Annotated in this window: 27 protein-coding genes and 1 pseudogene; 4 read left to right on the top strand and 24 right to left on the bottom strand. The window is 39.2% G+C overall.

Annotated features, from left to right (window positions below; genetic code table 11):
* Positions 1 to 137 precede the first annotated feature (137 nt).
* The 9 genes from NQ095_RS08075 to NQ095_RS08035 all read right to left on the bottom strand — a co-directional run bounded on the left by NQ095_RS08075 (position 138) and on the right by NQ095_RS08035 (position 9,540).
* Positions 138 to 1,277 (bottom strand): restriction endonuclease, encoded by a 1,140-nt coding sequence (locus NQ095_RS08075; RefSeq protein ID WP_258262978.1) that lies wholly within the window; start codon positions 1,275 to 1,277, stop codon positions 138 to 140.
* Between the two features lie 348 nt (positions 1,278 to 1,625).
* Positions 1,626 to 2,015: a hypothetical protein gene (locus NQ095_RS08070; protein WP_258262977.1), complete on the bottom strand. Its 390-nt coding sequence runs from the start codon at positions 2,013 to 2,015 to the stop codon at positions 1,626 to 1,628.
* 534 nt (positions 2,016 to 2,549) lie between these two features.
* Entirely contained in the window at positions 2,550 to 3,404 is an 855-nt protein-coding gene (locus tag NQ095_RS08065; protein ID WP_258262976.1) for a malate synthase, read from the bottom strand.
* 471 nt (positions 3,405 to 3,875) lie between these two features.
* Positions 3,876 to 4,814 carry a ribose ABC transporter substrate-binding protein RbsB gene (rbsB, locus tag NQ095_RS08060; RefSeq protein ID WP_258262975.1) on the bottom strand — a complete coding sequence of 313 codons (939 nt, stop codon included), beginning with the start codon at positions 4,812 to 4,814 and terminating at the stop codon, positions 3,876 to 3,878.
* A gap of 10 nt (positions 4,815 to 4,824) precedes the next feature.
* Complete coding sequence (gene rbsC, locus NQ095_RS08055) at positions 4,825 to 5,778, bottom strand: ribose ABC transporter permease RbsC (RefSeq protein ID WP_258262974.1); 954 nt, start codon at positions 5,776 to 5,778, stop codon at positions 4,825 to 4,827.
* Complete coding sequence (locus NQ095_RS08050) at positions 5,771 to 7,261, bottom strand: sugar ABC transporter ATP-binding protein (RefSeq protein WP_258262973.1); 1,491 nt, start codon at positions 7,259 to 7,261, stop codon at positions 5,771 to 5,773. The genes rbsC and NQ095_RS08050 overlap by 8 nt, the downstream gene beginning before the upstream one ends.
* Before the next feature lie 18 nt (positions 7,262 to 7,279).
* On the bottom strand, positions 7,280 to 7,666 hold the full coding sequence (rbsD, locus tag NQ095_RS08045) for a D-ribose pyranase (protein ID WP_258262972.1): 387 nt from the start codon (positions 7,664 to 7,666) through the stop codon (positions 7,280 to 7,282).
* Positions 7,663 to 8,553 carry a ribokinase gene (gene rbsK / locus NQ095_RS08040; RefSeq protein ID WP_258262971.1) on the bottom strand — a complete coding sequence of 297 codons (891 nt, stop codon included), beginning with the start codon at positions 8,551 to 8,553 and terminating at the stop codon, positions 7,663 to 7,665. The genes rbsD and rbsK overlap by 4 nt, the downstream gene beginning before the upstream one ends.
* A 6-nt stretch (positions 8,554 to 8,559) precedes the next feature.
* Positions 8,560 to 9,540 carry a LacI family DNA-binding transcriptional regulator gene (locus tag NQ095_RS08035; RefSeq protein ID WP_258262970.1) on the bottom strand — a complete coding sequence of 327 codons (981 nt, stop codon included), beginning with the start codon at positions 9,538 to 9,540 and terminating at the stop codon, positions 8,560 to 8,562.
* 224 nt (positions 9,541 to 9,764) lie between these two features.
* Between NQ095_RS08035 and NQ095_RS08030 the strand changes: the two genes are divergently transcribed.
* The 3 genes from NQ095_RS08030 to NQ095_RS08020 all read left to right on the top strand — a co-directional run bounded on the left by NQ095_RS08030 (position 9,765) and on the right by NQ095_RS08020 (position 11,461).
* Positions 9,765 to 10,004: a hypothetical protein gene (locus NQ095_RS08030; RefSeq protein WP_258262969.1), complete on the top strand. Its 240-nt coding sequence runs from the start codon at positions 9,765 to 9,767 to the stop codon at positions 10,002 to 10,004.
* A gap of 143 nt (positions 10,005 to 10,147) precedes the next feature.
* Positions 10,148 to 10,564, top strand: a complete 417-nt coding sequence (locus NQ095_RS08025; RefSeq protein ID WP_258262968.1) for a hypothetical protein — start codon at positions 10,148 to 10,150, stop codon at positions 10,562 to 10,564.
* A gap of 123 nt (positions 10,565 to 10,687) precedes the next feature.
* A complete protein-coding gene (locus NQ095_RS08020; RefSeq protein ID WP_258263154.1) occupies positions 10,688 to 11,461 on the top strand; it encodes a nucleotidyltransferase domain-containing protein in 774 nt (257 codons plus the stop codon).
* 145 nt (positions 11,462 to 11,606) lie between these two features.
* Here NQ095_RS08020 and NQ095_RS08015 read toward each other — a convergent pair whose 3' ends face one another.
* From NQ095_RS08015 to NQ095_RS07970, 10 genes and pseudogenes are all read right to left on the bottom strand, one after another.
* Positions 11,607 to 12,317 carry a glycerophosphodiester phosphodiesterase gene (locus NQ095_RS08015; protein WP_258262967.1) on the bottom strand — a complete coding sequence of 237 codons (711 nt, stop codon included), beginning with the start codon at positions 12,315 to 12,317 and terminating at the stop codon, positions 11,607 to 11,609.
* A 430-nt stretch (positions 12,318 to 12,747) separates the two neighbouring features.
* Positions 12,748 to 13,320 (bottom strand): annotated as a pseudogene (locus NQ095_RS08010) (type 1 glutamine amidotransferase family protein).
* Positions 13,321 to 13,394: 74 nt separating this feature from the next.
* Positions 13,395 to 14,357 carry a helix-turn-helix transcriptional regulator gene (locus tag NQ095_RS08005; RefSeq protein WP_258262966.1) on the bottom strand — a complete coding sequence of 321 codons (963 nt, stop codon included), beginning with the start codon at positions 14,355 to 14,357 and terminating at the stop codon, positions 13,395 to 13,397.
* 39 nt (positions 14,358 to 14,396) lie between these two features.
* Positions 14,397 to 14,822 carry a PH domain-containing protein gene (locus tag NQ095_RS08000; RefSeq protein WP_258262965.1) on the bottom strand — a complete coding sequence of 142 codons (426 nt, stop codon included), beginning with the start codon at positions 14,820 to 14,822 and terminating at the stop codon, positions 14,397 to 14,399.
* Positions 14,823 to 14,919: 97 nt separating this feature from the next.
* Complete coding sequence (locus NQ095_RS07995) at positions 14,920 to 15,102, bottom strand: PspC domain-containing protein (RefSeq protein WP_258262964.1); 183 nt, start codon at positions 15,100 to 15,102, stop codon at positions 14,920 to 14,922.
* Between the two features lie 875 nt (positions 15,103 to 15,977).
* Entirely contained in the window at positions 15,978 to 16,223 is a 246-nt protein-coding gene (locus tag NQ095_RS07990) for a hypothetical protein (protein WP_258262963.1), read from the bottom strand.
* A 186-nt stretch (positions 16,224 to 16,409) separates the two neighbouring features.
* Positions 16,410 to 16,844: an NUDIX hydrolase gene (locus NQ095_RS07985; RefSeq protein WP_258262962.1), complete on the bottom strand. Its 435-nt coding sequence runs from the start codon at positions 16,842 to 16,844 to the stop codon at positions 16,410 to 16,412.
* 126 nt (positions 16,845 to 16,970) lie between these two features.
* Positions 16,971 to 17,243: a hypothetical protein gene (locus NQ095_RS07980; protein ID WP_258262961.1), complete on the bottom strand. Its 273-nt coding sequence runs from the start codon at positions 17,241 to 17,243 to the stop codon at positions 16,971 to 16,973.
* Between the two features lie 103 nt (positions 17,244 to 17,346).
* Positions 17,347 to 17,538 carry a hypothetical protein gene (locus NQ095_RS07975; RefSeq protein ID WP_258262960.1) on the bottom strand — a complete coding sequence of 64 codons (192 nt, stop codon included), beginning with the start codon at positions 17,536 to 17,538 and terminating at the stop codon, positions 17,347 to 17,349.
* A 116-nt stretch (positions 17,539 to 17,654) separates the two neighbouring features.
* A complete protein-coding gene (locus NQ095_RS07970) occupies positions 17,655 to 18,908 on the bottom strand; it encodes a M1 family metallopeptidase (RefSeq protein ID WP_258262959.1) in 1,254 nt (417 codons plus the stop codon).
* Between the two features lie 547 nt (positions 18,909 to 19,455).
* On the opposite strand from NQ095_RS07970, the gene NQ095_RS07965 reads away from it, so the two are divergent.
* Positions 19,456 to 19,890 (top strand): hypothetical protein, encoded by a 435-nt coding sequence (locus tag NQ095_RS07965; RefSeq protein ID WP_258262958.1) that lies wholly within the window; start codon positions 19,456 to 19,458, stop codon positions 19,888 to 19,890.
* A 168-nt stretch (positions 19,891 to 20,058) separates the two neighbouring features.
* Here NQ095_RS07965 and NQ095_RS07960 read toward each other — a convergent pair whose 3' ends face one another.
* The 5 genes from NQ095_RS07960 to NQ095_RS07940 form a co-directional block, all read right to left on the bottom strand.
* Positions 20,059 to 20,466: a hypothetical protein gene (locus tag NQ095_RS07960; protein WP_258262956.1), complete on the bottom strand. Its 408-nt coding sequence runs from the start codon at positions 20,464 to 20,466 to the stop codon at positions 20,059 to 20,061.
* A gap of 388 nt (positions 20,467 to 20,854) precedes the next feature.
* On the bottom strand, positions 20,855 to 21,325 hold the full coding sequence (locus NQ095_RS07955; protein WP_258262955.1) for a DUF4367 domain-containing protein: 471 nt from the start codon (positions 21,323 to 21,325) through the stop codon (positions 20,855 to 20,857).
* 306 nt (positions 21,326 to 21,631) lie between these two features.
* Positions 21,632 to 22,174 carry a signal peptidase I gene (gene lepB, locus NQ095_RS07950; protein ID WP_258262954.1) on the bottom strand — a complete coding sequence of 181 codons (543 nt, stop codon included), beginning with the start codon at positions 22,172 to 22,174 and terminating at the stop codon, positions 21,632 to 21,634.
* A 127-nt stretch (positions 22,175 to 22,301) separates the two neighbouring features.
* Positions 22,302 to 22,928, bottom strand: a complete 627-nt coding sequence (locus tag NQ095_RS07945) for an HD domain-containing protein (RefSeq protein ID WP_258262953.1) — start codon at positions 22,926 to 22,928, stop codon at positions 22,302 to 22,304.
* 108 nt (positions 22,929 to 23,036) lie between these two features.
* Entirely contained in the window at positions 23,037 to 23,339 is a 303-nt protein-coding gene (locus NQ095_RS07940) for a GNAT family N-acetyltransferase (protein ID WP_258262952.1), read from the bottom strand.
* Positions 23,340 to 23,398 lie beyond the last annotated feature (59 nt).

The raw sequence follows: 23,398 nt of genomic DNA, 5'->3' as shown, positions 1-23,398 counted from the left end.
TGCCATACCTTTCCCTAAAATCATTTGACACTATTAAGATAAATTCACTTTAATTCTAGAAAATTGGGGTCAGCCCTCCAGTTCATTAATGCTGCACTGTACTGAGAGTCTGACCCAAATATCATAATAAAATTAGTCTATTCACCTTCAAAATAAGAAAAATCCACTTCTTTCACAACAAACTTTTTCTTGTTACTAACCCCAATATTATTTTCAATCATCAATTTAGCTAATTTCTTACCATCAATCAGAACAATTTTCTTAACATCTACCAATCTTTCAACATATTCTTCTGCTGCCTTTGAAAAATTAGATGTTGTGATAAAAATTCCTTTTTTGGCACCTTTAGCGTCTAATGCACCTGAGAATCCCATCACTTCTGGACTTCCTACTGTATTTTCCCATCGCTTTGCTTGAACGTATATATTATCCAGGCCTAATTTATCTTCTTTGATAATGCCGTCTAAACCACCATCATTGGTCCTTTTAGTAACTTCCCCATCACCATATCCCATTGAAGTTAATAACTCTACGACAATCGTTTCTAACCTTCGCCAATGGGCTTGCTTAAGATGATCGATTAAATCTTTTATTAAATCGGACTCAATTTCTTCAACTTTCTCTTGAATGGTTTCAAAAGGATCAACAACTTTTTCAAGCTCCTCAATTTCATCTTCTTTTTCTTTAGAATTATCATGGAGAAGTTCTAAGCCTTCTTCTGTGATTTGATATGTATATTTACTTACCTCTTCGATATAATCTTCTTTCTTGAGTGAGTATCTTGCTGACCTCATTCTATTGGAAAAAATAAACTCTTTACCATCGGAATAGGTGATGTTTAATTGCTCCTCTGATAATCCAAGTTGATCAATAACTCCGTCGTTTATCATAGTCGTGGTATAAGGTTTTTTATCCCTAAGAACATTTAATAAGGGAATTAAAAGTTCCTTTTGAGCAGGAAGAGAGTTAGCAATTTCCTTGTCATGATACTTAACAGATATATTGTTTGTTATTAAATCAGTGGTTTCTTGTTCTGTTTTTGGAATGCCACTCTCTTTAAATATCTCCAATATTTCATTCTTTGTAAGACCATTTTCGCTCAAGAATTTTATTTTAGATAAAACATCAAATGACTCGTCATTAAAAAACTTCTTTCTGCCATCTTTCTTTACTGGAATAAACTCTGAAAAATATTTTATCCACCATCTACCATTGGCTTCTGACCACCCTACTTTTTTTGATAAAGCAATTTGAGTCATATAAAATGGTTTTTTCATGATATAACACCCTCAGGACATTTTAGTTATATTTTACCATAAAAATAGATGTGATTAGTAAATTAGTAAATTTCAAGAAATTAAATGGTGATCAAGTAGCCCAAATACATTTATGGTTCACGGTATCGAAGGTCTGACCCCAAGATTCCCGATTGCTCGAACCAGGCCTCCTCCATATGGACTCCTTGAACATCATGCCGTCAACACTCTTTCATCCTGACAACGAAATGTCCAATCAACGCCTGTACCCTATCTACATCCTTAGCGTCGCTATGTTGGTGGTGTTCTCTAATATCTATTCTTTCTCTAAGATCTTAAGTCTGTTTGCAGGTTATATCCGCACCCGATTCACATGCTTTTCGCCGCACGAAGACAATCGGAGTCAGCTTTATTACCAAGCTGGTCAATCCCAGAATTATCACAGCCCTTTATTACAAACATCTCCATCTGATAGACATAATCCCCACAAGCGATATCATTCATCGGCTTAAACGTATAGACACCCCCATACACATACTTCACCGACTCCAACCTCTTACAAGAAGGCCTCATTCTCACTTTAAAAAACAGATCCTCTCGAATCTTCCCGGTCGACTGAATGTACTTCCTTTCACCAAGCACCACACACCATAACTGAACTCCGCCCTCATACACGGAATTCAAAAGAATCCACATATACAGGTGATTAAATGTATCTAAATCGAACATCCATTGGTTTAAATTTCTCCATTTACACATTTGATTCACTCCTGTTTCAATATGTCTTCAACCCTTATATAGTGAGATTGGCTGGGAAAGGAAACCCCTTAGATCAATTTTCTTTTTAAAATCTGTTGTTTTTAAGTAGGGGAAGGCTAAACACTAGAAAAGGAGGAGAAAATTAATAGCAGGTTTGTTATCTTAAAGATGAATATTTTTTGCTAAACCAGGGTCAGACCCCCGACTCATTTTGAGCAAACGCAAGCAAGAAAAGCTGAAGTCTTTTTGCCACTACTTTTATCAACAAACGAAAAAACCTCATCCGTACATAAAAACGGGGTCAGACCCCCAGCTCATTAACGCTTCACCGTACCGAGGGTTGACCCCAATATCATTCAAACTCACCCCACATAAAATGAGGGCTTAGGTACAAAGGGAGACGAAGGAACCAGTAAGGTGTCCAAAAACCACTAAAAGGGACAAGGCGGCCGCCTTGTCCCTTTTTAAAACTATTCCCGGTGAACCTAAAACTTTCTCTCACCTTATATGTGTCAGTTCCCCCACTGTTCTTATCTAAGCACGCAATAATGCTCCATTTGGTTCTTTTAACTCCTGCTCCACTATTTGATTCATCTTAGAGAAGTGGTCCAGAAATTGTTGTGCAAGCTCTTGTTCCTCCGTGTCACTTTTCAATGAGACGATGTCGCGCAAAATCTGAGCCATCCAGGAATTATCAAAATAACGGTACTTACCTGTATTCCATGTCGTTTTTTGAGGGGATTTTTCATTGACATAGTACTTCCAGAAAGGCATCTCTTTTGATTCCTCGTCTGTAAGTTTGAGTCTGTAATGGGAATGGGCAGGAATATTTCCATCTTCACAAAGTTTACCGATGAAATTATCCTTTACCATATAGACACCTAATATCCGTCTGTCTTTTTCAGGCATGCCGGGATCGACCGCTGTCAGCAGGACCGCACTGTTTTGGTGTAAGCGACTGGGCTTGTTTGGCTTACCCTTATTATTACCACTCTTTATTTCACCAGAGGAAACCGTCCAATCTGAAAAGGAGCTAATCTGTTCTTCTGTATCGCACCTGTAAACCATCTGCGATTCGGGATGAAGTTTATGATTTTTCATAAGTTTTTCATGACCCACTCGAAGCTCTTGGTTTTTTCTTTGCCGTGCCTTTTCCTCTTGCTTCTGCATTTCTTCCTCTTTGAGTTCCATTTCCTGCTCTTGCAGAATTTTTTCAAGTGAATTGGCAGCACTTTTATCATGTAGTTTCAAATGCTGTCCAAATACATCCGGGTAAACAAATTTTTTATTTTCCGAGGCGAAATGTATTTCAACTACCGTATCATTATGATTAACGATACTTCCCATACCAAACCGCTCATGTGTAACTTTCTTATTGATTAAATTCAATATATTAGTCCTCCTTGTATAATAACTCGGGTACTATTGCCTGAAAAGCTCACAAAAACTGTTTGAATTTCCCTTCGGTTAAATAAGATATTTAACTAAACGTTCAATATCAAAAAATTACCAGGTAATCATTATAGCATTTTTTTGATAAAAATACAAATTTATTGTTGACAACCTATTTTAATGCGGGGTAAAATGTAGTTTTGTTCAAATCTTGATGATTGGTACAACCTTGATTTTTTGGGGTTTTTCTCGTCAAAATCACCGGTTGAAAATACCTCTGGAGGAGAAAATGAAGAGCAGGTTTGTAATCTTAAAGATGATTATCTCTTTTGGCTTAATCAGGGTCATACCCCAACTCATTTGGATCAAATGCAAACAAGAAAAGCTGAATTCGTTTCTCCACTACTTTTATCAACAAAGAAAAAACCTCATTCGTACAGATGCACGAATGAGGTTTACCACCACAATTTATTCTGAAGAGTCTTCTATATTCTCCTCCGTCACCAACTTCAATGGCACCGGAATCTTCTTGTCTACCTTCTTCCCTGACAACACATCAGCCCCAGCCTGAACGGCCAACGAACCAATCTTCTCAGGCTGCTGAGCGACAGTTGCAGACAGGTTACCATTTCGAATGCTAGTCATCGCATCTTCATTTCCATCAAATCCAACGACTAACACCTCACGACCCGAACTCTTGATCGCTTGCAGTGCTCCCAATGCCATTTCATCGTTATGAGCGAACACTGCTTTGATATCTGGATTACCCTGAATCAGGTTTTCCATCGTATTCAATCCTTCGGTACGATCGAAGTTTGCCGTCTGCTTGGCCACGACATCTAGCTTTTCATCCGCGATGTTGTGGAACCCTGCTCCCCGCTCACGGGTGGCGGATGCTCCAGGGACACCTTCGAGTTCTGCAACCTTTGCTCCTTCACCGAGCTGTTCCACGAGGTATTCTCCGGCCATTTCTCCGCCTTTTTCGTTATCCGAGCTGACCAGTGTGGCGACGTCTCCTTTTTCTGCTGAGCGGTCAAGGGTGACGACGGGGATGCCCAGGCTGTTGGCGGATTGGACGGCCGTTGAGATGGCCGCAGAGTCCGTCGGGTTGATGAGTAAGACGTTGACGCCCTGTTGGATAAGGTCTTCTACGTCATTGATCTGCTTGGCGGCGTCGTTCTGGGCATCGACGACGACGACTTCCATGCCTTGTTTCTTCGCTTCGTCTTCTACCCCGTTTTTCATGGAGACGAAGAATGGGTTATTTAGGGTTGAAACGGATAGTCCGATTTTGATGTCTTCAGGGTTGGTGCTTTTATTTGGCTTGGCCCATTCCGGCGGCTGCAGGGAGCAGGCGCCTAGGAATAGGAGTGACAAACTGATTAGTAGTAACCATGCTTTTTTCATAGTATCCCTCCTACGCTGCTTTCTTTCGGTCGATGAGAACCGCGATGATGATGACGACACCCTTTACGACCATTTGGAAGAAGGATGAGACGCCGAGCAGGTTCAGACCGTTGTTTAACGTTCCGATGATGAGTGCACCGATCAGTGTTCCGACGATCAGTCCGCGTCCGCCTGACAGGCTTGTCCCGCCTAGGACGACGGCGGCGATGGCATCGAGTTCATAGGATGTACCCGCTGTCGGCTGGGCTGAATTCAGGCGTGACGTCAGGATCGCTCCTGCGAGTGCTGCCAGTAGGCCGGCCAGGGAGTAGATCATCACTTTGATGCGTGGTACTTTGATCCCTGAGATAAGGGCTGCTTTTTCATTCCCGCCAATGGCATACGTTTTTCGGCCAAACGGGGTTTTGTGCAGGATCACCCACAGGATGGCGAACGTCAGAATCATTGTGACGGCAGGTACTGGAATTCCAAGGAAGTATCCTCTTCCGAACAGTTGGAATGCGTAGCTGTCGCCGAGTCCAGTAATTGGGTTTCCATCAGTGTACACAAGCGTCAAACCACGGAACAACGTCATGGTTGCAAGTGTTGCGATGAATGGTGCCATTTTTCCTTTTGTGATCAATAGTCCGTTGACCATTCCCATTACAGCTCCGAGGATACAGCCAATCAGGATCGCAAGGATCGGGTCGATTCCCGATACCATCATCCCTGCCATCAGGGCACTGGATAAGGCGAGGATAGAGCCGACGGATAAATCAATTCCTCCGGTCAAAATGACGAAGGTCATCCCGTAGGCAATCAGGGCGTTGATCGCGACCTGTCGTAATAGATTCAATAAGTTCAAAGGTTCTAGAAAACTAGGGTTGATGATGGATACCGTCGCAATCAGCACAAACAGTCCGAGAAGTGGACCGAGCTTTTGCATCAGATTGCCGACGTGATTCGTTTTGAGTGCGTTATTCATGTGCGTGACCTCCTGTCGCCAATGTCATGATTTTTTCCTGTGTAGCGTCTTCCTTTGATAGCTCTCCTGCGATAGTCCCTTCATGGACGACGAGGATGCGGTCGCTCATGCCGAGTACTTCTGGCAGCTCGGATGATACCATGACGATCGCGACACCCCGGTGGGTGAGCTCGTTCATCAATTGATAGATTTCCCGTTTTGCCCCGACATCGACTCCCCTCGTCGGTTCGTCGAGGATCAACACTTTCGGACCGATCCCGATCCATTTGGCGATGACCACCTTCTGCTGGTTCCCGCCGGAGAGGTTCCTTGCGTGGGTCCGGGCTGATTCGGTTTTGATCGTCAGCCGTTTGATGAGCATTTCCACAAAGTCCTGTTCGCTTTTATCGTTGATCAAGCCTTTCTTCGTGAAGCTGTAGAGGCTTGGTAGGGCGATGTTATCCTTCAGGGAAAAGTCGAGGACGAGTCCCTCATCCTTCCGATCCTCGGTGATGAATCCAAGACCGAGTTTCACCGCCTGATCGGGTGTTTTAATGGTGACCGGTTTCCCGTTCACGAGGATCTCGCCTTCATATCGTCCGTCGAGTCCGAAGAGGGTGCGCATGATTTCCGTCCGGCCTGCCCCCATCAATCCTGACACACCAACGATTTCTCCAGAACGTACTTTGAAGCTCACTTTTTCAAAAAGCCCCTTTTTCGTCAGGTTCCTTACTTCAAGCATCGTTTCGCCTGTTTTGGTTTGTCGTGCCGGGAAGCGGTCGGTCAATTCACGTCCGACCATTTTCTTCACGACCTCATCGAAGTTGGTTTCTGGGATCGGCGTCGTATCCACCGTGCGTCCGTCCCTCATGACCGTGATCGTGTCACAAATCGTGAAGATCTCTTCCATCCGGTGGGAGATGTATACAATCGACACGCCGGATTTCTTTAGTGAACGAATGACCGTGAAGAGCGTCTCGATTTCCCGGTCCGTCAAGGCCGCCGTCGGCTCGTCCATGATGATGACTTTTGCATCCGTCATCAGTGCTTTGGCAATTTCAATCATCTGCTGCTGACCGACGGAGCACTGTCCTGCTTCTTTTGTGAGGGGGATGGAAATGTTCAGCTTTTTAAACTGTTCATTCGCAACCGCTTTCATTTTTCTCGTATTGATGAGATCGAATTGTGTAACCGGTTCCTTATTGATGAAAAGATTCTCAAGGACGGTCATCTCCGGCCAGACGTTCAGTTCCTGATGGATGAAGGCAACGCCGAATTCCTCGGCCTGCTTCGGATTATCGAACGTCATGTCCTTCCCGTCGATGGTGATCGTTCCCTGATCCTTCTTGTGGAGACCCGTCAGGATGTTCATCAGGGTCGACTTACCGGCCCCGTTTTCCCCCATCAGGGCATGGACCTCACCCTCCCCGATCTCGATGTCGACGCCTTCTAGAACCTGATTCGTTCCAAATGATTTATGGATATTCTTCATGCTGATCTGCATGGTACTACCCCCTTTATTTTAAAAAATGACTCCTGCGTGAAGGATACAATTCGCATACGGTGTGACTTCCCCCGTGCGGATGACAGCCTTCGCTTTATGGGTTTCTTTCTTGAAGTCTTCATGGGATACATACTTGACCCCATTGAACCATGAGGTCATTTGTTCGTGAACCCCTTTATTTGTTTCTACTTCTTCTGCAAGTGTGACTATTTCGACAACCATTTCTTCCTTTAACAGTTCGACCACGTCAAGGAAGGATGGCTCTCCCGGTTTCAATGCCAGGTCGATTTTCACGGCGTCTGACGGAATCGGGAGACCGGCATCGGCCACGACAATCGTATCTGTGTGGCCGAGATCGGCCAGTATTTTCGCTATATGACTGTTCAAGATGCCATGTCGTTTCATTCTGCCAGCTTCCTTTCCACTTCGTCTCTTGTTGGCATTCCGCCCTGTGCCCCGAATCCAGTCACGGAAAGGGATGCGGCGCGGTTTGCAAAACGAAGGCTTTCTTCCAGTGATTGTCCTTCAGCAACAGCCGTTCCGAATGCGGCGTTGAAGGTATCCCCAGCTCCTGTCGTATCTACGACTTCGACTTTAAAGGAGGGGACAAGGATTTCCTTTGTACCATTATGGTAGCGGACTCCCGCTGCTCCTTCGGTGATGATGACCTTGTCAGGATATTGTTTCAGTGCTTCTGACGGCTCCATTCCGTTAAAAAGTACATCAGCTTCATGCTCATTCGGTGTCAGGTAGCTGACACCATCGATGACTTTCTTTGAAATATTTCGTGCCGGAGCCGGGTTCAATAGCAGTGGGACTTCAATCTTTTTGCACAGGTCTGCCACGTACTCGACCGTTTCCTCCGGGATTTCCTGCTGGATCATGATGAGTTCGCACGTTTTGAGGAAATCGGCTGTTTTCTCTACGTATTCAGGAGTCACAAGATCATTGGCCCCTTTTACGACGACAATGCTGTTGTCTCCTTCAGCGAGGATGATATGAGCGGTGCCTGACTTCTCACCTGTAACCGGTTCCACATAGTCCGTATGAACACCGTTACTCTTAAAGTTTTGCAAAATCTCTTGGCCGTATGGGTCATCACCTACGCATCCGATCATGTACACGTCAGCCCCAAGCCTTGCTGCGGCAACGGCCTGGTTGGCTCCTTTCCCGCCGGGTACCGTGTCAAAACTGTCGCCCAGTACCGTTTCCCCTGCACCGGGGCGTTTCGCTGATGTCACCACCAGGTCCATGGATGAACTGCCGATCACGGCAATCTTCGCTTTTTTCATCTTCCTTCATCCCTTTCGTGTTGTGTTTCGCTGTATGAGTTCAACCGGAAGCTGAACCGTTGTATCGATGTCTTTTTCTTTTTTTATCAGTTTAATCAGAAGTACCGCGGCCTGCCTGCCCATTTCGTAAGCCGGCTGCCTGATCGTGGAGAGCGCCGGATAGGAAAGGCTGCTCTGGGGGATGTCATCGTAGCCGATGATCTGTACGTCTTCGGGAATTTTCTTCCCGAGCCGGAGCGCCTCATGAAGAATCGCAATCCCTACGATATCATTGCTCGCGATGACCCCGTCCGTATCAGGATAGGTGGCGAACAATTCCTCTGCCCAGCCCTTTGCGTCTTCAAAGGAGAATGAGGTCGTGGACATCACCGTGAAATCGACGTCGGCCCCACTTAAGTACTCGACGGCTCCACGGAATCGGTCCTGAGCCGGCTTGACGTGTGCCGGCCCCTTCATAACGGTGATCCGCTTCGCCCCTTTTTCAACTAAGGTCTTTGCCGCCAGGCGTCCCCCTTTACGGCCGTCCGCATAGACAGCAGGATAGTTGTCCGTGGTCCGGTCAAGGAGGACGAGTGGGAGATTCAATTCACTATACAGCTGATCATGCTCTACATGATTGGTCGCTGAGATCATGCCGACGACATTGTTCTGAACGAAAGTCTGGATATAATCCAGCTCCTTCTGAATGTTCTCGTCACTGTTACCGAGGAGGAGCCTGAACCCAGCCTCACTCACTTCATCCTCGACCCCTCTCGCCAATTGCGGGAAGTATGGATTCGTGATATCCGGAAGCAGCAGTCCAATCAGTCGCGACTCCCGTTTATATAGGGAGCGTGCGACCTCGTTCGGGCTGTAATTTAGCTTGGAGATTGCCTCCATCACTTTTTTCCTCGTCTCTACCCCTACATAGCCGTTATCATTGAGCACCCGGGAAACGGTCGCCACCGACACCCCCGCTTCACTCGCCACATCCTTGATTGTTGCCACGTGCTTCACTTCCTGTTCGTTTGGTTGGTTATTGTGTAACCGGTTACATATAAAATAACATATTGTTGTAAACGTTTGCAATAGTTTCGTTTTTTTTGTTCTCTTTTTAGGTTTTTTGAAAGTTGCCTGTCTCAAAAGAAACCACCTCCGATATTAACCTATATTACAGAATTTACTAATAATTTATCATTTGTTCCTTTATACTTATTTTAAGGGGTGAAACAATGAAAAAAAGTTGGATTTCAATGGTCGGTGGATTTATTTCAGGCTTGATTATCTCTTTCTTTACCCTCGAATATGATGGATGGAAATACATTACGGTCAGTGATAACGGAGAAGTAGAACAAGTCATTCATGAGCTTGATTTTAACCTTATTACAAATACTTTTATTCTGATGATCGCATGTGGAATTGTCATTTATTTGATATTATCAATGATTGAAAAGAAGAAGTCTAAAGGTTAAGGGGACCCAAAGGTTCTTTTATTATTTCTAAAAGGTCAACCATATTCTTGATAAGAGGTTTATCTTAACGGAAAACTTAATTCTATTGGGTTTCGTAGAATTCAAAAGGAGGCGTTATTATCAAGCATTGTTTTTGTATAATAATGGTAGTCTTGCTTCTTGTAGGATGTTTTGAGGATTCTAGGGATTCAATAGTTTTTGAGAAGCTAGAAGTATCACAGAATGAAGCTGTTCCAGAGTTCACTCTACTAAGCAGGGAAGAGATGGACAACACAAAAATGCGTTTCACTAAAGTGGTTATTGAGGATGTCGGTGAACAAGCTGCCAGGTTGTCTGTTGCAGATAGTTTTTCTGGGTTGAATGACCACTTTTCTTCAGGATTGGTAGACGTTATCGACAATGAGGGTAATAAGTATCGTGCAATTTATATAGGTGAGTATTATGAAGAAAATTTCGGTGCAGAAAATGAGTATGAAAAAGAAGTTTTAGAGTTGTATCGTTCAAGGGAAAAGGCAAAGGAAGATGATCTGCCGTACATCGAGTTTAAAGAAATTGATTAGAATTTAAGTTATTCCATTATCTGGGCAGGATAGTGAAAAAGCAATAAGAGAAAAATTTATAAAATAATATACTTATAAAGAGGGGGAGATAATATGATTTTAGAAGATAAAAAGAGACCAGATATGGTTTTGGAGAAGGTTATAAAGAAAATCAATATTCAGAGTGAGTACAAGACTTTTGTAGAGAAGTATACAGCTAGCTTGCTTTCAGAGTTCAATGGGAAGATTCACAGTATTTATATGTGTGGCTCAATTCCTAAAGGCACTGCTAAGCCATTTGAGTCTGATGCAGATTTTACAATAGTATGCGAAAGACCAGAAGATATAGATTATGATAGAGTATCATGTCTGAAGGACCAGATTTTACAAAAATATCGATTCGTAACTAAGGTTGATACGGTTATTTGTTCACTGGATGATGTAAGAAGTAAGCCCAATGAATGGGGATTTTGGATCAAGATAATCTGTGTTTGTATACATGGTACTGATATTGGCGAAGAAGTACCTCCTATTCTTATTTCACCTGAGTTCATATTAGACTTGAATTCAGACACTCAAGAGGCAGTGGATCGCGTTCGCGGTTTTCTATCTAATGCCAATGATGACACACTGAAATCTAGATATACCAAAGGTTACTCAAAGAAATTAATTCGTGCATTATACTCTTTGGTTTTAGAAGATACAGGGGTTTGGCAAGATGACATTACTAAGATGAAGAGTGCCATATCAGATTATTGCACGATTGATTCAGCTTTAGTTGACTATCTGTATGCGTGTTACTTGGATAGTAATGTAGATGTTGAAGAATTTCTGAGGATTGCAGAAGAAGTATATAGTTATATTGAGAAGGCTTTAACTGCATTGGCTGCTTCCAGAACTACTCCTTCAGAAATATGAGTTTTTCTCGTGCATACTCGCTTATATGTCGCAAATAATTTATATTCCAAAACAAAGAGACTCGTCAATCGACGAATCTCTTTACTTTTTATGGCTTCTAGTTTGAGTGTCACTATTTGTTTTCCGAGCACCTCAAACGGTCCCTTTAGGTCTGATCCAATAACAACCCCGGATAATCAGTCATAACAACCTCAACACCCGCTTTTTTCACTAATTGTAACTCTTCCATTGTATTGATGGTAAAAACACGCAACGGAATTCCCATCTCCATGACGATTATACCCGTTGGCGATTGAGCGAACACCGCCTCACAGTGGATGGCGTTGACTTGTAAGGGCTTGATTCGATCCAGAATATTTGCTGGAATCCCTTCACCTGTCTCAATATCAGGATCAAGCTCTCTGACCTTCTTCAGACTCTCGGGATTAAAAGAAGAAATAATCGTCTGTTCTTTCATCCCTTTTTCTTTGAGCATCTCCAGGACCTTTTCTTCCAACTGTGGGTAGTCGATTTGATCGTTCTTCAGCTCGATATTAATGATTATCGAGTCACGATGCGTGGTCACCACATCCAGGACCTCCTCTAGTGAAGGAATGGACTCTCCTTTGAAAGAGGGGTGAAACCAATTTCCGGCGTCATAGGTTCTGAGCTGTTCCCATGTCAAATCCTTCACATAGCCGGTTCCATTTGTAGTGCGATCGATGGTTTCATCATGATTGACCACGATCTTGCCGTCTTTTGACAGCTGTACGTCCAGTTCAATCCCGTAGGCACCTGAATCAGCTGCTGCTTTAAACGCAGCCAGTGTATTCTCCGGAGCTTCTCCACTCACTCCGCGATGAGCAAATAATTTCATTCTCGTTTCCTCTTTTCTTCGCGAACTTTGACTAGAAAAATCCCTTGAAGCAGTTTCTAAAAGAATGCCTTGTGTTATTAATATACGTATTCTTAACAGGTTATAAAGAAATAAGCGGAGGTTTTCCGCTTACTCACAGAAAGTTCACCCCGTATTGCATTTCTTGAGTTAATAGGCGGAATATTCCCGTCTATTGATCAGTGACAAATAGGACGTTGCTTCCAATTAGCGGGGGTGGGTTACCTCATTCATTAAATTCCCAATCTTACGCAAATGAAACTTCCCAATAGGAGTATAGTCAGGAAAGTCCAAAATAAAAAGCCCAACTTCTCTACAAATCACAATAGAGAAATGGACCTTTTCAGCACCTTCATTTACTTATTGAATTCATTAACTGAAAGAAGAATTGGGGTTGATGAGTCTGATTCAGTTAATACCAGGAGTGCAATGTATCAGGCGCAAACACATCCATTTTCTTCAGTACCTCCATGGCAAATTCCAGAGGGGCTATTCCTGATGCCGTAACTAAATTCCCATCAGCTACCGCAGATACCGACTCATAGAACTCTTCTCCTTTATAGTTAGGACATACCAATTTCGTATATTCCAAGTTATTACTTGTATGCTTTCTAGTATCTAAGTATCCCCTATCCGCAAGTGCCTCAATTGCACCACAAATGGCAGCCACGAGAGTACCCCTCTTTAAAGCTTGGCCAACTCTTTCCAAGATCATTTGATGAATGTCTTCACTCCAAGTAGTCCCTCCGGGTAAAATTAAAAGATCTTCCCTCTAAAGAATACATTCATCAAAGGACATATCTGTTTTTATGCTCAGTCCTCCCATCGTCGTAATCATTTCTTTAGTAGCACCTACTGTCATGACGTTTATAGGTGCTGCATCTTTTTTGAAATATCTTCCTGAGTTTAGTTCAGCCATCAAATATCCGTATTCCCAGTCCGACATTGTATCAAATACATATAGAAAAGCTTTTTTTGTTTGCATCCAATTACACTCCAATCACTATTGATAGAGCCATTATAATAAAACTTCCCTGACAGGTAGCGTCAGGGAAGTCATTAAACTCGATGAAATTCTATTAATTCCGACAGAACCTCAATCATTCTTCTCTTAAGACTGATGGGCTCCATCACTTTAATCGATGTATTGTACGGTAGAAGTAAATAAGGTACATAGGTATGTATGATTTCTTTTTCAAGAAGAAACACGGCTTGATTGGGGGAACGTTCTTGTAAATAATGTCCCAAGAACCAATGTTGGCAAATATCATCCAATGCACTTTTTTCCCCGTTAAGAACCAAAGAAATAATTCCTTCCTTATCTTCTATTGTTGGAAGAAGGCTGTTCACAAAAAAGTCACGTGCTGAAAAATTCTCCGGCCCGTTAAACTGGGTTTCAGTTACCATTAGACGTTCCATTCGATCGACTCTAAAACTACGGATATCATTCCTAAGATGACAAAATCCAATCACATACCACTTGTTATTCCAATAGATCATTCTGTACGGATCGACTAATCTTTCACTTAATGGCTCTTCTCCACTTTTATGATAAAGAATGTTGACTGAATACCTGTCAGCTACGGCCTGCTCCAATTCTTTCAAAAATGGTTCAATAGAAGCTGAACGTATTCCACTTATGACTTCAAGATTCGTAACATGTTGGTTTACCTTTGTTTCCTGCTCTTGATTGGAGTGGTGACTTAGTTTCGAAATGGCCCTATCGAGTGCTTCCCCTCCATAATATCCGGCTTCTTCTGCAAAAACAGCTGCGTGAAAGAGGGACGTTTGCTCCTCAATATCAAAAAAAAGTGGGGCCTCAATAAAATGATTCAATAAAGAGTAGCCACCGTTATGTCCTGGTTCTGAAACGATCGGTACGCCACTTGTTGAAATGGTATCAATATAACGATACACCGTTCTTATATTCATCTCTAATTTTTCTGAGATTTGCTGTGCCGTCACTTTTTCACCTGAACGAAGCATCCAGAGAATGGCTAGCATATTGTCAATTTTGGGCATATGATTCTACCTCTATATCACTCTATATTTTTTAAAAAACTAAGCTATAATTTCGATATTCTTACACCGCTTGGAAAGGATTTCAATGAACTCATCTCTATGAATGGGAGAAATGAGCACGGTGTCATAGTAACCGTACACAATCTCAAGCCTTTTTAGCGACAACGCAGGACTTGATATCGGGTTTGTCGTTTTTCGTACAGACTTTACCGTGTCTAACGGAATAATCTTTTTAAAAGGACCAAACCTAATGGTTAAGTTGCTCTCGTCTACAACATAATAGGTCGTTACCCACATCCACAATATAAATAATGGCAGAATAACACAAAGAGTAAAAGTAATGATTAAATCCAAGGTATTAGGTGTTTTATCAATAAGTGCATAAAGACCACTTCCAATAGCGAATACCATCGATGTCCAAACGATGATGGATAACCACCAATCTTTCCGTGACTTAATTTTCAATAAGTTCACCCCCAAGCAATTCAAAACCTCTAACGTTAAACAACTCATATACGTTTCGCTAACCTGCCCCTTAACCTTGAGTAAGATATTTAAGGAATTATAATGATCGGGGACTGTCATGCATTGTATTAACAAGAATTATATAGATAAGTATATTAGCAGGTAATAAAAGAAATATTAACCTTACTCCCAAAGAAGAAATACCGAAATATTCTGCTATTCCTCCACAAACACCGCTTATTGACTTATCTGTTCGGGATTTTGTTAACTTGTTTTTCAATCCAACTCCCCTCCTTAGACTATTTAGAATATTTTTAGAGACAACCTAATGATTTTCTTGAGAATTAATCCATTAACCTGCCCTTTAACTTAATACCAATTATATAATGAATAACTCTCAATCTATTTTCATACACAAAAAAAGCTTATTGTGTACAATGTGGGAAGCCATTTTCAATTGAACTATGCGTGGTGTTTTCTAGGCGTTCTTTGGATACAAGTAGGAAATCAGTAATAAGATAAATCCTAAGCCAAGCCCTGTCCAAGATATTAAATCAAGTGTACTGTACGCTAAACTCTGGGATACTCCTGAAATAAATAACACTATTTTAATAAGAAGAGTAAGCATTACAATTGCATAAGCAATCCACTGAATTATATTACGTTTTCTGTTTTTTTTTACTTTTCATAATATAAATCCTTTCACGAACCTTTTATGTCCTACCCCTTTACTTGAACATTGTGTTTATATCAAAAACCAGCTAAGAATACTTAACCCTACGAGAACTAGCCCAATTGTATTCTTGTAAAATTGAAGAATGTATCCTGCTACCAGTAGTATAATTGCAACCCATTTAAAATTATAAAAATCCTTAATATCTTCAGCGATATAACCCATCCAAGTAGCAAAAACCAAGAATAGTATTAGAAAAGGAATTAGTATATTTATTCCTACTCTCAAGACATTCATCAAATTCCACCTCTGGCCCTTTTCTTTGAATAACCTTTTACTATTTAGACGAAACCAAATTGTTTATGTTTCGATTTATTCAACTAACCTGCCTTTTAACGGAAAGATGAAAAAGCTTTTCCCTATCAATTTTTAACTATTTCCGCCTAAGCAGAACAACTTATTTCTATTTAGTGTACTCTAAATCAAATACTATTAAATGCAAATAAATATCCAATAAACAGCAAGCATAGTATGATAGCAGAAACCTTTTTATTTTCCCTTATACTTAAAATAGTTAGGATAATAATCGATAATAGACTTGAAAAATAAAACAAGTAATCAAACCATGCCTCTTCAAGGAAAAAAGTATTTATTGTTAGTAGGGTGAAATGAGTGATCAAGATAAAACGGTATATATTATCAAATTTTCTGCTCTCTTTTGCTTCCATAATCCCCCTCCACCTGAGTATCTTAAGGATACTGATTACATAAATCAAACTGACCTCTGTTGAGTTATTATTTAATAATCCTGCCTTTTAACTTAATACCAATTATTTCAAAATAGAGCAGCTTACTCAAGAAAAACTTTAAACAAAAAAGCTCATCCTATTCCGGATAAGCGCCCGATAATTAATTTAAATTTGCTGTTTTAGTAATTCTATTAATTCTTGGGGATAAAGCAACTTTTCGCCCGAAAAAATCTCTTCTTTGGAAACCCACTTTGCACGAGTAATCTTATTACCTTCAGTTACTGTAAAATGTTCCTTCTGATATAATTTCCTATCTTTAAAATCCACAAAATATATCTGTGTTATTTCGTGCCCTACGCTTTTGTCTATTTTAAAAATATTTTCTATACAGGAAATATATCTTCTGACAATAATTTCAACGCCTAACTCCTCACTAAACTCTCTCACTAAAGTCTGATTTGACCTCTCGCCGAGTTCGATCGTACCGCCTATAGGGCGGTAATAAAATCCTACTCCTTTTGAGTGCTTTCCTTTCTGCTCTTCTAAAAGAAGATAGTTACCCTTAACAATTATTCCTAATGTATTTGCTCGTGGATACATAAATTACCCTCCAAGGTTAATAAAGTAATAAGACCCTTCTTCCACAATACTGCCCAATAATTGAATAATAGTAATAGGCGGATCAAGTTAGCGGATCTTCCGTTATTGCCCCCGTATGTATAATAACTAGAAAAATAAATAATATGATATTACAAATAACAAAATTATGGAGATGATGGCTCTAATCCACGTAATCTTTTTGCTTACTCCAGCTTTTTCTTCAAGAAAATTAACATAGTTCATTGTAAATATAAAACCAAATAATACTATTAGATCTCCACCGTTATTGCCACTATTGAGTCCTTCTGCAATATATCTCATTACTGCTAAAGCAACCAATAACAATCCAACTGAGCCAAAAATCATATTGAGATATAATCTTTGTTTCCCTTCCCTCATCTAATCCCTCCATTAATCAACGTTGTTCAACATTCCTGCCCTTTACTTGAATAAAGGGCAACTGCATATTCAGCAAACGCTCCCTTTATTTAAATTAGCACTATTATATGTCTTTGTTTTTATCTTTGTATGCTTGTAGGGAGGTTACTAACCAAAAAAGAATAGTAAAACATAAAAGCATAAACAGATTTTTAATATTAGTTTCTACACCAAAACTAAGAAAAATTAAGCATCCAAAAGCATAAAACATAATCGCACTGTTAATGTTATAGCTTTTAAAAATCTCCTGTTTCATTGTTATCTTCCTCCAATATTTATAGCGACTTACCTTTATCCTTCTACTGCTAAACTGCTCCTTTACTTGAAGGGGCCACTTGTTCAGTGACACTCCTAAAAAGGAACAAACAAAGTTTATTCTTCATTCAAATCCAGCCATCCTTCAAAATCTTTATTATTCTCTAAGTTAAAATAATGCTTAGTAAACCTTACAAACTCGCTGGTGTTAATTTCTTTGAAATTGTACTCTTCAACGTATGTTTTAAGGAATTTCTTAGCTGTTCCTTCTCCCCCATACTTCTCAAAAAGCATCCCTAGTCCCAAAGATGCTTTTCCATAAATATAAGAACTTTGAGTATTGTTAGGGTATCGGTTTAAAGGAAGATTAACGGGGAGACTAAGTTCTTCTCTAAATTGATCTCCAAAATCAAAAGTAACGTCTTCCTCTTCATCAACGTAATACAAAAGCGTGGCAATTTCTGCTAGACCCTCATCTAGCCAAGCATCGTTATACGGGTCATTACTAACCATCCCATAGAACCACTGATGTGCTACCTCGTGAACAACCATACGTCTTAATGAGTCTGAGTCTACTGGTTTAGAGCTATAAATAGAGCCCACAGTTACTACATCTGGGTACTCCATCCCAAGCCCACCAAGGATTACATCAAACTCCTTTGCAGTATAAGATCCGAATTCTTTTTGAAAATAGTCCAGAACTTTTACCGCAGTTTCTAGCACTTCATTAGCTTGATCAGCTCTTTCTTTATCACTGAATACACGCACATTCACGTTATTTATAGTCGTTGTCTTATCAAAAATCAAGGTATCTTTTAGTAAAGCAAGGAAAATCTCTTTTTCATTTTTCACTTTGATTTTTGTCCCTTGGTTATTCAGTAAGTCATCTTCTTCACTTGATGAAACTATGGTATAAGAAGGTGGGACTTCTACATCTAATTGAAAATCACTAAAGGGAGTATGATAGGTTTCACCTCTTGATTGATACTCTTGTTTATTCCACCCGTTGCGATATGTTGGTACCATAGGATACCATTGGGCCAGGTGAAGGCTTTCTCCGACTTTTGTAAATCTTAATCCCTCTGATGGCATTGTAAAATCATAGTCTATTTGAACATTGACATTGTGATTCGGAGACAGTTGTGTTTTTAAGGGGAGGGTTAGGGTGTCTTTTTCTAAGGAGTAATTTGAAGTTATTCCATTTAATTTGATATCTTTAATATTTACAGATGCTGGATGATCTAATGAGGGTGAATTTTCTTCTGTGAATACATTCGGAATGAAATATAAAACAAGCCGATCCCATTTTTCTTTAGAAATATTGGTAATATCAATTTTTGCTTCCACACTAACCTTTTCATCTTTATCCATCTTTAACGAAAGATTATAGGAGCTCTTACTTCCAGGTAATACCCCTTTAGAAACAAACGGTTGTTCTTTATTATTGCTCGGTATGGTTGAGTCTCTTAGGAAAATCAAACAAAATGCTATCACACATACTAAAATAGAAAGTATTACAAGGAAAGACCTATTCTTCAAATCATAACCCCCATATGATATGCAGTCTATTCTTTCAACAAAATATATGAGTACAATTAAAAATTATTTATACTCTTACACAACGGAAATTCTATACTCAAGATAAGCTTCCTATTTTGTAATATAACTAAAAGTTTTAATATTCTTCGATTTTGAAATATTTTACATACCTTTTATATTCTATTCTTATTCAGACAAGGTACTATTTATGAAATGTCCTATTTTATTCACTTTTTCCGTTAACCTGCTCGTTAGTCCAAAATAATTTTCTGCTGAAATATCAAGAAGGGAAGCGATACCTAGAAGTAACAATTGGTGAGATCAGATGTATTATCAGCTAATTAATTGACAAAATATAATTAGACTGGAGGTGAAGAAAGTGAAAAGGTTTATAATTTTATTAGCGGTTTCCTTAAGTTTGTATGCTTTATCAATTCCAACTTCGGCTAGACAGTTTGAATATCCTGCAAACAATGAAAAATCGTTTGCTAATGAAAATGCGTTCTATCAACAAATGAACAAAAAAGATTATATTGAGTATAAGGATGCTGCATATAGTGTTAGAAAGAAAATGTCTTATCAAGAAGTACCTGATGCATTATTGACATTTGAAAAGAAAACAGGAAATTATAGCGGTCAACCCAAACAAGAGCTCGCAACTTCTATACATCCTGATCGTCAAGTTTATTTCCTCGCTTCTTTTGTACAAACCAAAAATAAAGAGTATTGGAAGCATACAATCATAGATGCAGAAACTCAAAGACCACTTGAAGGAGGAAATTCATATCACAGTTATGAAAATCCTTATAGATAATCCCTTTTAGTCGTCAAATCAAATTGGCGACTTTTACATTTTGTCCTCGGGTTACTTTTTTCTGTTAATCCCCCTAATAACAAAAGAAGGGTAATAACCGGATCATTAGCCGATCTTTAGTTATTGCCCCCAGATTAATGATAGAAAATAAGGCATCAGAACCAATATTTATTGCTTTTTCAGCTCAAAACTCTCTAGTTTGTTGTTCCATTCTACTCTGGCAATAATAGTAGTGGCTTTACTTACTAAATCAATATTGCCTCCACCGCCACGACCAATTATTTTGCCAGCTCTCGAATTGTTAGAAGTAGCATCTAATTTTGAAGCACCTCCTAAGGAACCTACAATTGAATCAAGTCGATATGTTACTCTTCCGATGGAATCAATGTTTTCCCCTTTGTATTTTACTGTATATTTATATTCAACATTATTTCCAACAATATTAACGTTTGAAATTATTGACCAATTCTCGCTTTCACCTTTATAAACAATTATGGTCCCTCTTTCTGATGCAAATACCGTGCATCCAAATGACATTAGTAGAAGAAGACAAATGAAAACTCTAAATTGCCTCATTGGGTAACCTCCAATATTGAACATTACAATTTAGAATATGTATTTGTGCAATCACTATACATTTTCTCTTCTTTTATTGATCATATGGATGTATTTTTTAAGGATAAAGAATATCAATTTCTTTCTACCCTCATCTTTTATTAACCTGCCCTTTAACTGAACAAAGAAAAAACGATTTCAGCTTCTTTATTCTTCTTTATAGAAGTGGCTACAATAACTCTGCTACTATGGACAACGGCAAAATAAACCCCACAATAAAACTTAGGACTGACGTACTCTAATAATCCCTCCTAAAAAGTTGTATTGTGTTCAATTAGCTGAACTTCAGTGTTATTGACCCTTTAACATAACAAAGGAACCCATTATAGATTCCCATTTTTCACTCTCATTATTCAAATGATTCTGCCGTCTTAATCAACTCTTCTTTCGTTATTTCTTTTTCTGACTGTTTCCCGAAATAAGTAAGGTCATAAGAAATACCATTTTCAGTCCATTTCAATATCTTTGCTTCAGTATCTTTTACAGCATATTTTCCCTTTATATCCCCTATCTTTACCTCTTCGAATCCCATTAGTGAGCTTTCAATATTTTTACCCATTACCACCATCAATCCCATGTGGTTGCTTTTACCTGAACTCATAAAGTCTATCATCAAAACATTATCTTGGTTTGGTGGATGACTGACCTGTGCATCTATCACTTCAAATGGAGTTTTAGTTGGCAACATAGGTTGAAACGCTTCCCTATTAAGTTCTTCTTTTAAATTTGAATTATCAAAGCTTTCAAGACTACTGGAATCTCCGCTGTTCCCACAAGCCGCTAAAAACAAAAACACGACAAACACGAATAATTTTTTCATAAACACCCTCCTAGCTATTTACTTTTATGAATGACAGAAGCAAAAATTTCAATTTAGAAGAAAACATTTCATTTAATATATCTGTTGCCCAATCTTCAGCAATCGCCCCGTTAATGAAATAACTATCTCCCCAAGGACGAGCGACCAGATTCTAACGTTATTCTAATTGGTCCCAATGTGGCTTATCTCAGAATCCTGCCATTTAACTTAATACCAATTATTTCAAAATATAGCAGTTTACTCAAGAAAAACTTCAAACAAAAAGGAAGCTCATCCTCGGGATCACTCCCCTATAACTGAATAACGCTAATTTTCAATTATCCTAATATCTTTAATTGGATAAAAAACAATATTTGTTGTCCCCACAACCTCATCTATGGGAATTGCTCCTATTTGTCTGCTATCTGTACTGTTTCTTCTGTTATCCCCCATAACGAATAAATGACCTTTTGGTACAGTCGCTTGTCCGACAACAGTATCCTCCAATTTAAAGGATTTCGTTAGGGCACCATTAATATTTTTCTTTTGTTTATCTAAGTATGGTTCTTTATACGCTTTTCCATTTACATATAAAATGTCATTTTTATACTCAATTTTATCCCCAGGTAAACCAATCACACGCTTAATATAGTCTTGTTTCTCATTTGCGTGAAAGACAACAATATCAAATCTTTCTGGTTCTCCTAATTTTGATACAATCATTCTTTCGTGGTCTTGAAGTGTAGTATTCATCGAAGCACCATCAACTACAATAGGTGTAAATAAGAATGCTCGAACAGTAAACACAATAACTAAAGCTATAACTAGAGCTTTAATCCATTCCAGCGTCTCATTTTTCTTTTCAACCATTTTTTTCATCCTCTCACTTTAAAAAGTCAAGTTCATCCTCATTGGCATTTCCGTTAACCTGCCCGTTTGTTGAATATAGAAAACATAATTACCTCAAGGTGTAATTAGTTAGAAGTCCTAAAAAATACTATTTAGTCAGGACAGTATCTTTAATGATTTCCGTATCTATTCCAGCTTTTTTTAATTTCATTTCAGCTTCACTTTCAATTAAATCCTTTAATAGTTGTAGAGTTTGGTCAAACTCTACATGCTTTCCCATCATAAAGCTCATACTATGCTCAATTTCTAACCATGTTGATAAATCAGCTTCATTATGTTGAATTTGCGCTTCTAATTTATCTAAAGCATTTGCCACTTTTGCTTCGTATGTCTCTTTATTTTCAAACTCGAACCATAGATCATATAAATCGTCCCCTAAAGAATTTCCTAAAGTATCCCTTATCCTTTCTATTGATTTAATCTCATTTGATGCCTTTTGTTCCTTAGCTGCATGATTATACATCGTATTAAATGCAGGAATGTCCCCGGCTTCTGCCTCAACCAAATCGTGGATAGTAATCATTTTTAGTAATTTGGAGGTATCTACCTTCTGTTTTAAATAGGGTTCTATTAATATAGCCATTAAGGTGACCCTCCAGGTATGCTCCGCTACACTTTCTTGTCTACCGTTAGAAAGCCAACTGTGCCTCATCTCAGATTTTAATTTTTCTCCCAGTTTGATTATTTCAAGTATCTTTAAAAGGTTTGTTTTCATTTATACTTCCCCCATAATTTAGTTTCGTCCATTAATAAACTATCCCAGTGAGTAGTCTATTCACATGGAGACTATAACTTAATACCAATTATTTCAAAATCAAGAAGCTTACTCAAGAAAAACTTCAATACCTGACCCTTGGAATTTATTATGAATAACAAATAAACTAATCCAAGGAGTATTATCAGAGGGATTATTTATGCAGTAGTCCACTAATCCTATGTAATTATTACCCTGCTTGATTAGCAGTCGAGTAGTATTTAATTTCTTGGATTCATCATACTCAGAAAGGATATCATCGTAGTTTATAGTGCTTTTACTTTTAGACATCTGATTATAAGAAGGGTTTGAATTCATAATTTCTAATTCAATCTTCCATTTATTAATTTCGTTAGTTTCAAAAGTAATCACGTCAAACACCCTTTCCTACTTTCAATGTAATAATGTAATCGATACTGCCCGATAATAAC

The organism is Rossellomorea sp. SC111, assembly GCF_024733565.1.
In the GTDB taxonomy this organism is placed as follows: domain Bacteria; phylum Bacillota; class Bacilli; order Bacillales; family Bacillaceae_B; genus Rossellomorea.
This window is presented reverse-complemented; position numbering and strand designations above follow the sequence as displayed.